Here is a 13,855-nt window from a genome sequence, read left to right on the forward strand (position 1 = left end):
GAATGGATTACCGGCGGGCCCGCGTCCGGCGCTAGAGTCCGGGGCATGAGCCAGCACAGCCACGTTCAGCGCATGTCCCGGATGATGCTCAAGACGCTGCGCGACGATCCCGCCGACGCCGAGACCGCGAGCCACAAGCTGCTCGTCCGCGCGGGCTACGTCCGCCGCTCTTCCGCCGGGGTGTGGACGTGGCTGCCGCTCGGCAAGCGCGTCCTGGAGAACGTGGCACGGGTGGTCCGCGAGGAGATGGACGCCATCGGCGGCCAGGAGGTGCTGCTGCCCGCGCTGCTGCCCCGCGAGCTGTACGAGGCGACGGGCCGCGCCGAGGAGTACGGCGACCTGCTCTTCGCGCTCAAGGACCGCAAGGGCGTGGACTACGTGCTCGGTCCCACCCACGAGGAGCTCTTCGCCCAGGTGGTCAAGGACCAGTGCTCGTCCTACAAGGACATGCCCGTGATCCTCTACCAGATCCAGATCAAGTACCGGGACGAGGCGCGGCCCCGCTCCGGCGTGCTGCGCGGACGCGAGTTCCACATGAAGGACTCGTACTCCTTCGACACCTCCGACGACGGCCTCGTCGCCTCCTACGGGCTGCACCGCGAGGCGTACCGGCGGATCTTCGACCGGCTCGGCTTCGACTACCGCATCGTCTCCGCCGTGTCCGGCGCCATGGGCGGCTCGGCCAGCGAGGAGTTCCTCGCCCCCGCCGCCGCGGGCGAGGACACGTACGTGCAGTGCCCCTCCTGCGGGTTCGCCGCGAACACCGAGGCGCTGACGACGACGGTCGCGCCCGCCCCGGTCGACGGGCACCCGCCGGTCGAGGAGCTGGACACCCCGAACACCCCGACGATCGAGACCCTCGCCGCGCACCTGGGCGTCCCCGCCTCCGCGACGCTGAAGAACCTGCTGGTGAAGATCGACGGCGAGATCACCGCGGTCGGCGTCCCCGGCGACCGCGAGGTCGACCTCGGCAAGCTCGCCGAGCAGCTGGCCCCGGCCGAGGTCGAGGTCGTCACCGCCGAGGACTTCGCCGACCGCCCCGACCTCGTGCGGGGGTACGTCGGCCCGCAGGGCATGACGGGGCCACCTGAGAAGAGGGCCTTCCGCTACCTGGCGGACCCCCGCGTCGCCCCCGGCACGTCGTGGGTGACCGGCTCCAACAAGCCCGACTCGCACGCGCGCAACGTGGTGTGCGGCCGTGACTTCGAGGTCGACCAGTACCTCGACGTGGTCGTCGTGGAGCCCGGCGACCCCTGCCCGCGCTGCGGCACCGGCATCGAGCTGGACCGCGCCATCGAGATCGGCCACATCTTCCAGCTCGGCCGCAAGTACGCCGACGCCTTCGAGCTGGACGTCCTCGGCCAGGACGGCAAGCCGGTGCGGGTGACCATGGGTTCGTACGGGATCGGGGTCTCCCGGGCCGTCGCCGCGCTCGCCGAGCAGACCCACGACGAGCTGGGACTGTGCTGGCCGCGGGAGGTGGCCCCGGCGGACGTGCACATCGTCGCGGCGGGCAAGGCCAAGCAGACGGAGCTGGCGCTGGAGCTGGCGGAGAAGCTGGGCGCGGCGGGGGTGCGGGTGCTGGTGGACGACCGCGCGTCGGTGTCGCCGGGCGTGCGGTTCACCGACGCCGAGCTGATCGGGGTGCCGCAGATCCTGGTCGCGGGGCGGCGCGCGGGCGACGGCGTGGTGGAGCTGAAGGACCGCCGCACCGGGGAGCGCGAGGAGCTGCCCGTGGCCGAGGCGCTGGCGCGGCTGACGGCGGCGGGCTGACCCGGGGGCGGGCTGACGGGCGCGGGTTGACGGGCGCGGGCTGACCGGGGCCGCTAGCTCCCGGCGGGTACGGCGCGGAGGAAGTCGGCGGCGACCGGGCCCGCGTCCTTGCCGCCGGACCCGCCGTCCTCGACGAGCACGCTGAAGGCGAGGTCGGCGCCCTCCAGATAGCCGATCATCCAGGCGTGGGTGCGCGGGGGACTCTCCGTGCCGAACTCGGCGGTCCCGGTCTTCGCGTGCGGCAGCCCCGGGATCCCCTGGAGCGCCGCGCCCGAGCCGTCGGTGACGACGCCGCGCATCAGCGACCGCAGCTGTTCGTAGGTCCGCCCGTCGAGCGTCTCCGGCGCCTCGTACGGCTTGTCCACCGCGGCCGGCACCAGCACCGGCTGCCGGAACCGGCCGTCCTTGACCGTCGCGGCCACCGACGCCATCACCAGCGGGCTGGCCTCCACCCGGCCCTGCCCGATCATCGCCGCCGCCTTGTCGTTGTCGCCGTCGGCCGCCGGCACGCTGCCGTCGAAGGTGGCCGCGCCGACCTGCCAGGTGTCGCCGATGCCGAAGGCGCGGGCCGTGCGGGTCAGGGTCTGCTCGTCGAACTCGTCGCGCAGGCCGACGAAGGCGGTGTTGCAGGACTGCGCGAACGCCTCGGCGAAGGTGGTGCCGGGCGGGAGGTCGAACTCGTCCTGGTTCTCGAAACGCTGCCCGGCCACGTTCGCCGCCGCGGGGCAGGCAACGCGGTCCCCGGCGGCGAGGCCGCCGTCGAGGAGCGCGGCGGCGGTGACCGTCTTGAACGTGGAGCCGGGCGGGAAGCGGCCGGTCAGCGCGCGGCTCTCGCCGGAGTCGGGACTGTCGGCGACGGCCAGCACCCGGCCGGTGCCGGGGTCGACCGCGACGATCGAGGCGTTCTTGCCGAGCCCGTCGACGGCCTCCTCGGCGGCGCGCTGCACGCCGGGGTCGATCGTCGTGCGTACCGGCTTGCCCGCGCCGGGCTTCTTGCGGGCCAGGGTGCGCACCGGCGCGCCGGTGGCGCGATCGGCGATCACGACCTCGCCGCCGGGCGCGGCGTACAGCCGCTCGTCGTAGCGCGCCTGCAGCGCGGAGGCGCCACGGTCGGTGTCCGGGGAGACGGCGCCGACGAGGGAGCGGGCGAGGTGGGCGACGGGCTGCACGGAGTCCACGAACTGCAGCCCGGCGACGTCCAGCAGCCGGTCGCGGTGCTGCCGGTAGACCTCGTCCCGCAGCATCACGACCGGCACGGACTCGTCGGGTTCGGCGTCGGCCACGCGCTTCTTCAGCCGCGGCACGTCGAGGTCCGCGCCGAGCGCGGGGTCGGCGAGGACGTCGTACGCGCGGTCGGGGTCGGAGAGCTTCGCGGGCCAGATGGAGACGGCCCAGACCTTGGCGTCGCCGGCCAGTTCGGAGCCGTCGGCGGCGAGTATGGGGGCGCGTTCGGCGCGCTGTGTGGTCTGGACGAGGGTCTGGTGGCGGCGCAGCGCGGGATGGACGAGCCGCGGCTCCCAGCGCACCCGCCAGCCGTCCGTCGCACCGGAGCCGCCGTCCGTGCCGCCGTCCCCGCCCTCGGCCCCGTCGTCCGCCGGGGGCAGGGCCACCGCGCGGGTCTCGTACTCCCAGGTGCCGAAGCCGGACAGGCGCAGGCGTACGGAGAACGGCACGGTGTAGGTGCCGTCCCCGGCCTTCTCCGGGTCGTCCAGGGACACGCGCACGTCCCGCGGGTCCAGCCCCCGGCGTACGGAGTCCAGCAGGTCGGCGGCGGCCCCGGGCCGGTCGGTATGGCGCGCGGCCTCCTCGTCGTCGCCCCGCGCCCACGCGGCCGCGTACGCCCGTACCTCCGCTTGCGCGTCGTCGGCGGCGTCGTCTCCGCCCGTCAGGTACGCGATGCCGCCGGCGAGCACCGCGGCGGCGACCAGCACGGCCCCGGCGACCAGGGCCCACCGCGACCGTCTGCGGGAAGGCCGTCCCAGATCCATGCGGGCATCTTAGGGCCCGTCGTTTGGATCTTCGCCGGGCTCGCGACGCCTAGCACTGCTCCCCCACTGCGCGCAGAGCGCGCGTGGGCGGTACCCCCAGCGGCGTTGTCGTCGGTCGCCGACGCTCCGCGTCGACTCCCTCCTCCGCCTTGCGATGCACAGCACCATCCTCCCCCACAGCGCGCTGCGCGCGCGTGGGCGGTACCCCCACTCCCTGATCCGACAAGATCCAAACGACGGGCCCTGGGCCGTCGTCCCCGCCGGACCGCGGACGCCAACAGGCCGTCCGCGGACGGCGGTCGGCACCCGCCCGGGGCGTGCGCGGCGGTCAGAGCCAGCCCGCGTACTCCAGGTGGAGTTCGCCGCCGTTGCGGTCGCCGCGCGCCAGGCCCGTCACGCCCGCCGCGACGCAGCGGAACAGCGTCCAGCCGCGCAGCCGGTCGCGGTCGACGTCGAGGGAGTCCGCCAGCTTCGTCAGCCGCCGCCGCGTCGCCGCCGCCGCGCCCGGTGCGGCGACGAGGGTGTCGACGCGGTCCCGGGCCGGCCAGGCCAGGTCGTACGCCCGCTCGCCCACCAGCGGGCGCGGCCCCACCGCGAGCCACGGCATCCGCTCGGCGGCCAGCACGTGCCCCTGGTGGTAGTCGCCGTGCAGCAGCACGTCGGGCCCCGCCGCCGCCCGGTCGCCGAGCAGCGCCGCGCGGCGCTCCAGCGCGGCGTCGACCAGCTCCGCGTACGGCTCGGCGCGCAGCTCGCGCAGCCGCTCCGCGAGCCGCGCGGTGTGCTCCGGCACCGTGGGCAGAGTGGGCAGCGCGTGGTCGCCGGGCGGTGCGGTCCACAGCCGCTGCAGCGTCGCCGCCGCCTCCAGTTGCGCCTTGGCCTCCGGCAGGGAGCGCAGGCTGACGTCCGCCTGCAGCCGTTCGAGCAGCAGCGCCCCCGCGGCGGCGTCGGCGCGCAGCAGCCGCGCCGAGCCGACGCCGTTCCAGTGCTCCAGCGCGCGCTGCTCGGCCGCGATGCGCTCGGGCTCGTAGGCGACCTTGAGGGCGGCCGGAGTGCCGTCCTCCTGGCGTACGAGGACGAGGACGCTGGTCCGGCCGCCCGGCGCGTGCACCCGCTCCGGCGTCAGCGCCCAGCGCCGCACCAGGCCGTCGACCAGCCCCGACAGCCCCGCGAGCCAGGCGCGGCCCGGGTCGCCGTGGGCGGAGACGTGGCGCACCAGGCGCTCCGGCGGGTCAGGCCGGTACTGCGGTGCAGTTGCCATACGGGCGGAGTCCTCTTGCTGGGCCGGGCCGGGGCGGGCGGGGTCAGTCCGTGCGGCCGTCGTCCCCCTCACGTCCCGCGGGTGCGGTGTCGGCCGTGCGTTCGGCCAGACCAGGGAAGGCTACGCTCCCCCCGCGCCAGCGCGCCGCCCGGACCGCCGCCTCGCGCAGCGCGGCCGCCGCGTCGCGGCGCAGGTCGCCCTCCGCGGCCTGGACGAGGTCGGCGTAGCTGCCAGCGATCCGGTCCTCCAGCTCGGTCGCGAGCCGTACGGCGGCCTCCTCGTCCGGCACCGCGAACGGCAGCGCGTACCCGGCCGCGGCGGGCTGCGGCCGGTCGCCGAGGTCGCGTACGACCCGGCTGAGGGCGTCGCGGCGGGCGCGGTGGGCGTCGTAGCCGGCGCGCGCCTCGTCGGCCCGGCCGCCGCCGGCGCGGGCGCCGACGACGCCGTAGCCGTAGACGGCGGCGTGCTCGGCGGCCAGCGCGCGCTGCGCCGCGGCGAGGGCCTCGTCGGACGGTGCGCTCACGGTGCCTCCTGGGGTACGGGACGGGGGTAGGCCGCCGGGCGTCCGGCGGCGCCGTGGCCGCCGCCCGGCGCGGTCGCCGGGCGGACCGCGGCGGACCGGGGCGTGGCGAGCCGGACCGGGGCAGGCCGGGGCGGGGCGAGCCAGGCAGGGGTCGGACGGGGCGGGCCAGACGTGGGCCGTCGCGTCGTCGGCCGCGGCCCTGGCCCGTGTCCCGCCCGTCGCGCCCCCGGCCCGTGCCGCCGGCCGGGGCGTACGTCCAGCGCGCGCAGCGCATGCCGGGCCGTCGGCCGGCCCCCGGGACCGCGCCGGTTCCCGCCGGTCCCGAGGGCCGTGCCCCGCACTGTTCACGTCCGCGCCCCGGACCGGCCGCCGCGCCACCGGCCCGCCACCCGGCCCGTTCCCGCCGCGGCGGCGGGGGCCGTGCCCCGTACCGCTCACGCCGTCTCCCCGAGCAGGTAGACGTGGGCCGCACCCGCCGCGGCCACCGAGGCCAGCAGCCGGGCGACGTCGCCCGGGGCCGTGGCCAGGGCGGCGGTGTGGGCGTCGGCGGTGCGCTTCTCCGCGGCGGCCAGCGCGGCGACCGCCTTCGCCGGGTCCGCGGGGACCGCCTCGTCGGCGCGCCGCTGCGCCGGCGGCGGGGGAGCGGCGTCGGCGCGGTCGCCGGGGCTCTCCCTGCCGCCGGCCGGGGACGCGGCGCGGGTGTCCGCGGGCAGTCCGCGGGCCAGGGCCGCGACGTGCCGGGCCACGTCGGCGCGCAGCGGGTCGAGCGCCCCGGCCAGCGCGGGGTGCGCCGAGGCCGTCGCGTCGTAGCGGCGCAGCAGGCCGCGCGACGCCTCCGCGGCCCGGCGCCGGAGCCGTTCGGTACGCGCGGCGTCGGCACCCCCGTCGTCGCCGTCGTCCCCGGAACAGCCCGCGGTGGTGCCTGCCGCGGCCAGCACGGCGGCACCGGCCAGCACGGTCCTTCTCGCCGGGAGTCCCTTGATCCGCACGAGCCGAGCGTACCGGTGGGCAACGCCGAGGTCGTGAAGCGGATACGCTTTGACCGGACACGTGACGTCACACAACAGCACACGCGGCCGAGGAGTCACCCGGATGAGCACCACCCAGAACGAGAGGCTGCGCGATCTGCTGGAGCCGCTCGTCAAGGAACGCGACCTCGACCTGGAGGAGATCGCGCTCACCCCGGCGGGCAAGCGGCGTGTCCTGCGGGTCGTGGTCGACGCCGACGGCGGCGTGGGCCTGGACACCTGCGCGGAGCTGAGCCGGCGCGTCGCGGAGGAACTGGACGCCACCGACGCCATGGGCGATCGCCCGTACGTCCTGGAAGTCACGTCTCCGGGTACGGACCGCCCGCTGACCCTGCCGCGCCACTACCGTCGGGCCGCGGGCCGGATGGTCAAGGTGCGGCTACGGGAGGGCGGCGAGGTCGTGGGACGCATCACCACGGTTGACGACGCGGGGCTGGACCTGGAGGTCCCGGGGGTGAAGGGTCGAAGGCCCGCCGCCCGGCGGCTGGACTTCGGCGAGGTCGCCGGGGCCCGGGTCGAGATCGAGTTCAACCGCAAGGTGACGAAGGACGAGGAGGGCTCGTAGCCGTGGACATCGACATGAGCGCTTTGCGCGGCCTGGTGCGGGAGAAGGAGATCTCCTTCGACCTGCTGGTCGAGGCCATCGAGTCGGCCCTCCTGATCGCCTACCACCGCACCGAGGGCAGCCGCCAGCAGGCCCGTGTGGAGCTGGACCGGGAGACCGGGCACGTCACGGTGTGGGCCAAGGAGGACCCGGACGACGTGCCGGAGGGCGGCGAGGCACGCGAGTTCGACGACACCCCGTCGGGTTTCGGCCGCATCGCCGCGACCACGGCCAAGCAGGTCATCCTGCAGCGGCTGCGGGACGCCGAGGAGGAGATCACCTTCGGCGAGTACGCGGGCCGCGAGGGCGACATCGTCACCGGCGTCGTCCAGCAGGGCAAGGACCCGAACAACGTGCTGGTCGACATCGGCCGGCTGGAGGCCATCCTGCCGGTGCAGGAGCAGGTCCCGGGCGAGGAGTACAAGCACGGCACCCGGCTGCGTACGTACGTGGTGCGGGTGGCCAAGGGCGTACGCGGCCCGTCCGTGACCCTCTCGCGCACCCATCCGAACCTGGTGAAGAAGCTCTTCGCGCTGGAGGTGCCGGAGATCGCCGACGGCTCCGTGGAGATCGCGGCCATCGCGCGCGAGGCCGGGCACCGCACGAAGATCGCCGTACGGTCCACGCGCTCCGGGCTGAACGCGAAGGGCGCCTGCATCGGCCCGATGGGAGGCCGTGTGCGCAACGTGATGGCCGAGCTGGGCGGCGAGAAGATCGACATCGTCGACTGGTCCGACGAGCCGGGGGAGCTGGTCGCCAACGCGCTGTCGCCGGCGCGGGTGAGCAAGGTCGACATCGTCGACCTGGCGGCGCGCTCGGCGCGGGTGACGGTGCCGGACTACCAGCTGTCGCTGGCGATCGGCAAGGAAGGCCAGAACGCGCGGCTGGCGGCGCGGCTCACGGGCTGGCGGATCGACATCCGCCCGGACACGGAGCCGGCGGCGGACTGACGCCCGCGCCGGGTCCGGCCCACCGCCGCCCCCCTCCGGGCCGGAGGGGGGCGGCGGCGACGGACGCGCGAAAACCCGGTCGCTCCGCCGGGACCGGATCACGTATCGTCGGGCCCGCCGTGGGCTGCCTGTCGCCCTGGGCAAGACCCTGGGCAAAACCCTGGGTAAAAACAGCCGTTCGATTGCCACCCCGACGCGGGTGCCCGCCGGTCGGGGAGGTAGACTTGAGCGTGTCTGGCCGGACGCGCGCCCGGGGCTGCCCCGAGCGCACCTGCGTGGGGTGCCGGGTGCGTGCGACCAAAGGCGATCTGCTACGTGTGGTGGAGGCCGGGGGCGCGTGCGTCCCTGATCCCCGCGGTACGCTGCCCGGCCGGGGCGCATATCTGCACCCCGTCAAGGCATGCCTCGACCTGGCGGTCCGCCGTCGGGCGTTCGTCCGGGCCCTGCGGGTCCGGGGGCCGCTCGGCACCGCGGACGTGGATCGTTTCGTGGCGCACGCCGTGCAGGCAGAGCAGACAGAGGCAGAGCAGACATGAGCAGGAAGAAGACGAGCGCCGCGCGAAACCCCGTGCGGCCAGGTACCTCGCGAGTCGGAAGTGGGTCGAGATTGCGATGAGCACTCGATGAGTACGCGATGAGTACGCCCATGCAGAAGTAGCGACGGTCCGGCGGACACCCCCGGACCAGAAGGAGCGAAGTGGCTAAGGTCCGGGTATACGAACTCGCCAAGGAGTTCGGCGTCGAGAGCAAGGTCGTCATGGCCAAGCTCCAAGAACTTGGCGAATTCGTCCGCTCGGCGTCCTCGACAATCGAGGCGCCGGTCGTACGAAAACTGACTGACGCGTTCCAGTCCGGCAACGGCTCGGCTGCGGCCAGGCCCGCCGGCAAGCCCGCCGCGCCGAAGAAGAAGGCCGCCGCCGCCAAGCCCGGCGTGCCCGGCGCGCCCGCGGTGAAGCCCACCCCCGTCCAGCCTGAGCAGGCCGCGGAGCGCAAGCCCGCGCCGCGCCCCGGCGCCGAGGCCGGTAGGCCCGCGCCCGCGCCGGCGCCGCGCCCGGCTCCTGCCCCGGTCTCGCCGGCGCAGAAGGCGCCGGCGCCCGAGGCGCCGGAGTTCACCGCGCCGCCCGCCGCGGACCGCGGCGCCCCGAAGCCCGGGGTGAAGCCGGGTCCGCGTCCGCCGGCCCCCGCGCGGGGCGGCGGCGGTCAGGGCGGTGGCCAGTCCGGCGGTGGCGGCGGCCGTCCCGGCGGTGGGCGCACCGGCGGTCCCGGCCCGCGCCCCGGCGGCCGGCCCGCGGGCCCGCGCCCGGGCAACAACCCGTTCACGTCCAGCGGCTCCACCGGCATGGCCCGGCCGCAGGCCCCGCGCCCGCAGGCCCCCCGCCCCGGCGGCGGCCAGGGCGCCCAGGGCGGCGGCGGCCCGCGCCCGCAGGCGCCGGGCGGCTCCCGGCCCACCCCGGGCGGCATGCCCCGGCCGCAGGGCGGCCAGGGCGGCGGCTCGCGTCCCGGCGGTCCGCGCCCGAACCCCGGCATGATGCCGCAGCGCCCCGCCCCCGGCGGGCGCCCCGGCGCCCCGGCCGGCGGCCGTCCCGGCGGCGGTGGCCGTCCGGGCGGCGGCGGTCCCGGCGGTCGTCCGGGCGGCGGCGGTGGCGGCGGTCGTCCCGGCGGTGGCGGCGGCTTCGGCGGTCGTCCCGGTGGTGGCGGCGGCGGTGGCGGCTTCGGCGGTCGTCCCGGCGGCGGTGGCGGCGGCGGTGGCCGTCCCGGCTTCGGCGGCCGTCCCGGCGGTCCCGGTGGCCGCGGCGGCACGCAGGGCGCCTTCGGGCGTCCCGGCGGTCCCGCGCGCCGCGGTCGCAAGTCGAAGCGGCAGCGCCGCCAGGAGTACGAGCAGATGCAGGCGCCGTCCATCGGCGGCGTGATGCTCCCGCGCGGCAAGGGCGAGACGGTCCGTCTCTCCCGCGGCGCGTCCCTCACCGACTTCGCGGAGAAGATCAACGCCAACCCGGCGTCCCTGGTCCAGGTGATGTTCAACCTGGGCGAGATGGTCACCGCGACGCAGTCCGTCTCCGACGAGACGCTGCACCTCCTGGGCGAGGAGATGAACTACACCGTCCAGGTCGTCAGCCCGGAGGAGGAGGACCGCGAGCTGCTCGAGTCCTTCGACATCGAGTTCGGCGAGGACGAGGGCGGCGAGGAAGCGCTCGTGGCGCGGCCCCCGGTGGTCACCGTCATGGGCCACGTCGACCACGGCAAGACGCGCCTGCTGGACGCGATCCGCAAGACCAACGTCCTGGAGGGCGAGGCCGGCGGCATCACCCAGCACATCGGCGCGTACCAGGTGGCGACCGACGTCAACGGCGAGGAGCGCCGGATCACCTTCATCGACACCCCGGGCCACGAGGCGTTCACCGCCATGCGTGCCCGCGGTGCGAAGGCGACCGACATCGCGATCCTCGTGGTCGCGGCCAACGACGGCGTGATGCCGCAGACGGTCGAGGCGCTGAACCACGCCAAGGCGGCCGACGTGCCGATCGTCGTCGCGGTCAACAAGATCGACGTCGAGGGTGCGGACCCGTCGAAGGTGCGCGGCCAGCTCACCGAGTACGGGCTGGTGGCCGAGGAGTACGGCGGCGAGACGATGTTCGTCGACATCTCCGCCAAGCAGGGCCTGCACATCGAGAACCTGCTGGAGGCCGTCGTCCTCACCGCGGACGCCAGCCTGGACCTGCGCGCGAACCCGAAGCAGGACGCCGAGGGCATCGCGATCGAGGCCCACCTCGACCGCGGCCGCGGCGCCGTGGCGACCGTGCTGGTCCAGCGCGGCACGCTGCGCGTCGGCGACACGATGGTCGTCGGCGACGCCTACGGCCGCGTGCGCGCCATGCTCGACGACCTGGGCAACCCCCTGGACGAGGCCGTGCCCTCGACCCCCGCCCAGGTGCTCGGTCTGACCAGCGTCCCCGGCGCCGGCGACAACTTCCTGGTGGTCGAGGAGGACCGTACGGCCCGCCAGATCGCCGAGAAGCGCGCCGCGCGCGAGCGCAACGCCGCCTTCGCCAAGCGCACCCGCAGGGTGTCGCTGGAGGACCTGGACAAGGTGCTCAAGGCCGGCGAGGTGCAGCAGCTCAACCTCATCATCAAGGGCGACGCGGCGGGTTCCGTCGAGGCGCTGGAGTCCTCGCTCATGCAGCTGGACGTCGGTGAAGAGGTGGACCTGCGCGTGCTGCACCGCGGCGTGGGTGCGGTCACCGAGACCGACATCGACCTGGCCACGGGCTCGGACGCGATCGTGATCGGCTTCAACGTCCGGGCCGAGGGCCGGGCGACGCAGATGGCCGAGCGCGAGGGCGTCGACGTCCGGTACTACTCGGTGATCTACCAGGTCATCGAGGAGATCGAGGCCGCGCTCAAGGGCATGCTCAAGCCGGAGTACGAGGAGGTGGAGCTCGGCACCGCCGAGATCCGCGAGGTCTTCCGCTCCTCCAAGCTGGGCAACATCGCCGGTGTGCTCATCCGCTCCGGCGAGGTCAGGCGCAACACCAAGGCCCGCGTCATCCGCGACAGCAAGGTGGTCGCGGAGAACCTCAACATCGAGGGCCTGCGCCGCTTCAAGGACGACGTCACCGAGATCCGCGAAGGCTTCGAGGGCGGTATCAACCTCGGAAACTACAACGACATCAAGGTGGACGACGTCATCGCGACGTACGAGATGCGCGAGAAGCCGCGCGCCTGATAAGCAGCACCGTCGGCAGGGGGCGGCCCTTCACGAAGGGCCGCCCCCTCGCCGCCACTCCATCCCGTATATCCCGTACCGGCGGGTGATCCGGACACACGTGTACGTAGGGACGCTTTCCTGCGACTTCCTCCTCGGCGACGTACGGTCGCTGAAAGAGAAGCGCTCCGTCGTCCGCCCGATCGTCGCGGAGCTGATCCGCAAGTACGCGGTGACCGCCGCGGAGGTCGGGCACCAGGATCTGCACCGCCGGACCGTGATCGGTCTGGCGACGGTCTCCGGGGACGCCGGGCACCTCACCGAGACGCTGGACCGGTGCGAGCGGATGCTCGCCGCCCGGCCGGAGGTGGAGCTGCTGGCCGTACGGCGGCGGATCCACTGTGACGGCGACGAATAACGACGAGTAGACAAGTGGGCAAGGAGACGGACCAGTGGCCGACAACGCACGGGCGAAGCGCTTGGCGGACCTCATCCGTGAGGTCGTGGCCGAGAAGCTGCAGCGGGGTGTCAAGGACCCGCGGCTCGGCTCCCGGGTGACCATCACCGACACGCGCGTCACCGGCGACCTGCGGGAGGCGACCGTCTTCTACACGGTGTACGGCGACGACGAGGAGCGGGCGCAGGCCGCGAAGGGGCTGGAGAGCGCCAAGGGCGTGCTGCGCTCGGCGGTCGGCGCCGCGGCCGGGGTGAAGTTCACGCCCACGCTGGCCTTCGTGCCGGACGCGCTGCCCGAGAACGCCAAGAACATCGACGACGTGCTGGCGCGCGCCCGGCAGCAGGACGAGCAGGTGCGGTCCACCGCCGCGGGCGCGGAGTACGCGGCGGGGGCGGACCCGTACAAGCGGGACCGGGACGAGGACGACGCGGAGGACGACGGCGGGGCCGGCTCCGGCTCCGGCGGCGTGGGCGCCGGTGAAGGCGACGGCTCCGGCGACGGTCCGCTGGGCCGGGTCCCGGGCGGCGGCGCGGCGGGCGACACGGACGGGGGCCCGGCGGGGGCATGAGCGGGAAGTCGACCGGCCCGGACGGCCTTGTCATCGTCGACAAGCCGGCCGGGCTGACCTCGCACGACGTCGTCGGCCGGCTGCGCCGGCTGGCCCGTACCCGGCGCGTGGGCCACGCCGGGACGCTGGACCCGATGGCGACGGGCGTGCTCGTCGTCGGCGTGGAGAAGGCGACCCGGCTGCTCGGCCACCTCGCGCTCACCGACAAGGAGTACCGGGCCACGATCCGGCTCGGCCAGACGACGGTGACCGACGACGCCGAGGGCGACGTCACCGCCGCCGCGGACGCCGGTGACCTGCCGCCCGGCGCGGTCGACGCCGGCATCGCCGGGCTGACCGGCGACATCATGCAGGTGCCGTCGGCGGTCAGCGCGATCAAGGTGGACGGCAAGCGGTCGTACAAGCGGGTGCTCGACGGCGAGGACGTGGAGCTGCCGGCCCGGCCGGTGACCGTCAGCACGTTCGTGCTGCACGACCTGCGCACGGCGACGGCCGGGGACGGCACGCGGGTGACCGACCTGGACGTGACGGTCGTGTGCTCCTCCGGCACGTACATCCGCGCCCTCGCCCGCGACCTCGGCGCCGGGCTGGGCGTCGGCGGCCACCTCACGGCGCTGCGCCGCACCCGCGTCGGCCCGTACGGGCTGGACGGGGCGCGGACGCTGGAGCAGTTGGAGGAGCGGCTGGACGTGCTGCCGACCGGCGCCGCCGCGGCGGCGGCCTTCCCGCGCTGGGACGTGGACGCCGAGCAGGCGCGGCTGCTGTCGCACGGGGTGCGGGTGGCGGTGCCGGCGGGGCTGGCGGAGGGCCCGAACGCGGTGTTCGGGCCGGACGGGCGGTTCCTGGCGCTGGTGGAGCCGGCCGGGGGGCGGGCCAGAGCGCTGGCGGTGTTCGCGTAGGGCGGGGGCGGTCGCGTCGCGGTACGTGGCCGCCGTCGGGGCCGTCCGCCGTCGGGGCCGTCCGCCGGGCGGGCGGTCCGCGGGCGGGCGGCCCGCGGGCGTCG

At 75.4% G+C, this 13,855-nt stretch carries 12 protein-coding genes; 8 read left to right on the forward strand and 4 right to left on the reverse strand.

Annotated elements, in window-relative coordinates; all coding sequences use genetic code 11:
• Window positions 1-45 precede the first annotated feature (45 nt).
• Entirely contained in the window at window positions 46-1,773 is a 1,728-nt protein-coding gene (locus T328_RS26730; protein WP_496498731.1) for a proline--tRNA ligase, read from the forward strand.
• A gap of 53 nt (window positions 1,774-1,826) precedes the next feature.
• Here the strand turns inward: T328_RS26730 and T328_RS26735 are convergent, their stop codons facing one another.
• From T328_RS26735 to T328_RS26750, 4 genes are all read right to left on the reverse strand, one after another.
• Window positions 1,827-3,761 (reverse strand): penicillin-binding transpeptidase domain-containing protein, encoded by a 1,935-nt coding sequence (locus tag T328_RS26735; protein WP_496498732.1) that lies wholly within the window; start codon window positions 3,759-3,761, stop codon window positions 1,827-1,829.
• A gap of 328 nt (window positions 3,762-4,089) precedes the next feature.
• Window positions 4,090-5,019 carry an aminoglycoside phosphotransferase family protein gene (locus tag T328_RS26740; RefSeq protein ID WP_496498733.1) on the reverse strand — a complete coding sequence of 310 codons (930 nt, stop codon included), beginning with the start codon at window positions 5,017-5,019 and terminating at the stop codon, window positions 4,090-4,092.
• Between the two features lie 43 nt (window positions 5,020-5,062).
• Window positions 5,063-5,542, reverse strand: coding sequence for a ferritin-like domain-containing protein (locus T328_RS26745; RefSeq protein WP_496498734.1), 480 nt, complete (start codon window positions 5,540-5,542; stop codon window positions 5,063-5,065).
• 434 nt (window positions 5,543-5,976) lie between these two features.
• Window positions 5,977-6,531, reverse strand: coding sequence for a hypothetical protein (locus T328_RS26750; protein WP_496498735.1), 555 nt, complete (start codon window positions 6,529-6,531; stop codon window positions 5,977-5,979).
• Window positions 6,532-6,634: 103 nt separating this feature from the next.
• Here T328_RS26750 and rimP point away from each other — a divergent pair, with 103 nt between their 5' ends.
• The 7 genes from rimP (at window position 6,635) to truB (ending at window position 13,751) form a co-directional block, all read left to right on the forward strand.
• On the forward strand, window positions 6,635-7,135 hold the full coding sequence (gene rimP / locus T328_RS26755) for a ribosome maturation factor RimP (protein WP_496498736.1): 501 nt from the start codon (window positions 6,635-6,637) through the stop codon (window positions 7,133-7,135).
• A 2-nt stretch (window positions 7,136-7,137) separates the two neighbouring features.
• The gene (nusA, locus tag T328_RS26760; RefSeq protein WP_496498737.1) at window positions 7,138-8,124 is read left to right on the forward strand and encodes a transcription termination factor NusA; all 987 of its coding nucleotides are present in this window, start codon (window positions 7,138-7,140) and stop codon (window positions 8,122-8,124) included.
• 230 nt (window positions 8,125-8,354) lie between these two features.
• Window positions 8,355-8,660 carry a YlxR family protein gene (locus T328_RS26765; protein ID WP_496498767.1) on the forward strand — a complete coding sequence of 102 codons (306 nt, stop codon included), beginning with the start codon at window positions 8,355-8,357 and terminating at the stop codon, window positions 8,658-8,660.
• Between the two features lie 161 nt (window positions 8,661-8,821).
• A complete protein-coding gene (infB, locus tag T328_RS26770; RefSeq protein ID WP_496498738.1) occupies window positions 8,822-11,848 on the forward strand; it encodes a translation initiation factor IF-2 in 3,027 nt (1,008 codons plus the stop codon).
• A 100-nt stretch (window positions 11,849-11,948) separates the two neighbouring features.
• Window positions 11,949-12,245, forward strand: coding sequence for a DUF503 domain-containing protein (locus T328_RS26775; protein ID WP_496498739.1), 297 nt, complete (start codon window positions 11,949-11,951; stop codon window positions 12,243-12,245).
• A 34-nt stretch (window positions 12,246-12,279) separates the two neighbouring features.
• Window positions 12,280-12,852: a 30S ribosome-binding factor RbfA gene (gene rbfA / locus T328_RS26780; RefSeq protein WP_496498740.1), complete on the forward strand. Its 573-nt coding sequence runs from the start codon at window positions 12,280-12,282 to the stop codon at window positions 12,850-12,852.
• Window positions 12,849-13,751, forward strand: coding sequence for a tRNA pseudouridine(55) synthase TruB (gene truB / locus T328_RS26785; protein WP_496498741.1), 903 nt, complete (start codon window positions 12,849-12,851; stop codon window positions 13,749-13,751). The genes rbfA and truB overlap by 4 nt, the downstream gene beginning before the upstream one ends.
• The last annotated feature ends 104 nt before the right edge of the window (window positions 13,752-13,855 follow it).

The organism is Streptomyces sp. CNX435 (assembly GCF_059570575.1).

Bases quoted from the DNA above. Each gene is read 5' to 3' on its own strand.
- truB (WP_496498741.1), top strand. From the start codon at position 12,849: ATGAGCGGGAAGTCGACCGGCCCGGACGGCCTTGTCATCGTCGACAAG.
- T328_RS26735 (WP_496498732.1), bottom strand. From the start codon at position 3,761: ATGGATCTGGGACGGCCTTCCCGCAGACGGTCGCGGTGGGCCCTGGTC.
- T328_RS26730 (WP_496498731.1), top strand. From the start codon at position 46: ATGAGCCAGCACAGCCACGTTCAGCGCATGTCCCGGATGATGCTCAAG.
- rimP (WP_496498736.1), top strand. From the start codon at position 6,635: ATGAGCACCACCCAGAACGAGAGGCTGCGCGATCTGCTGGAGCCGCTC.
- T328_RS26740 (WP_496498733.1), bottom strand. From the start codon at position 5,019: ATGGCAACTGCACCGCAGTACCGGCCTGACCCGCCGGAGCGCCTGGTG.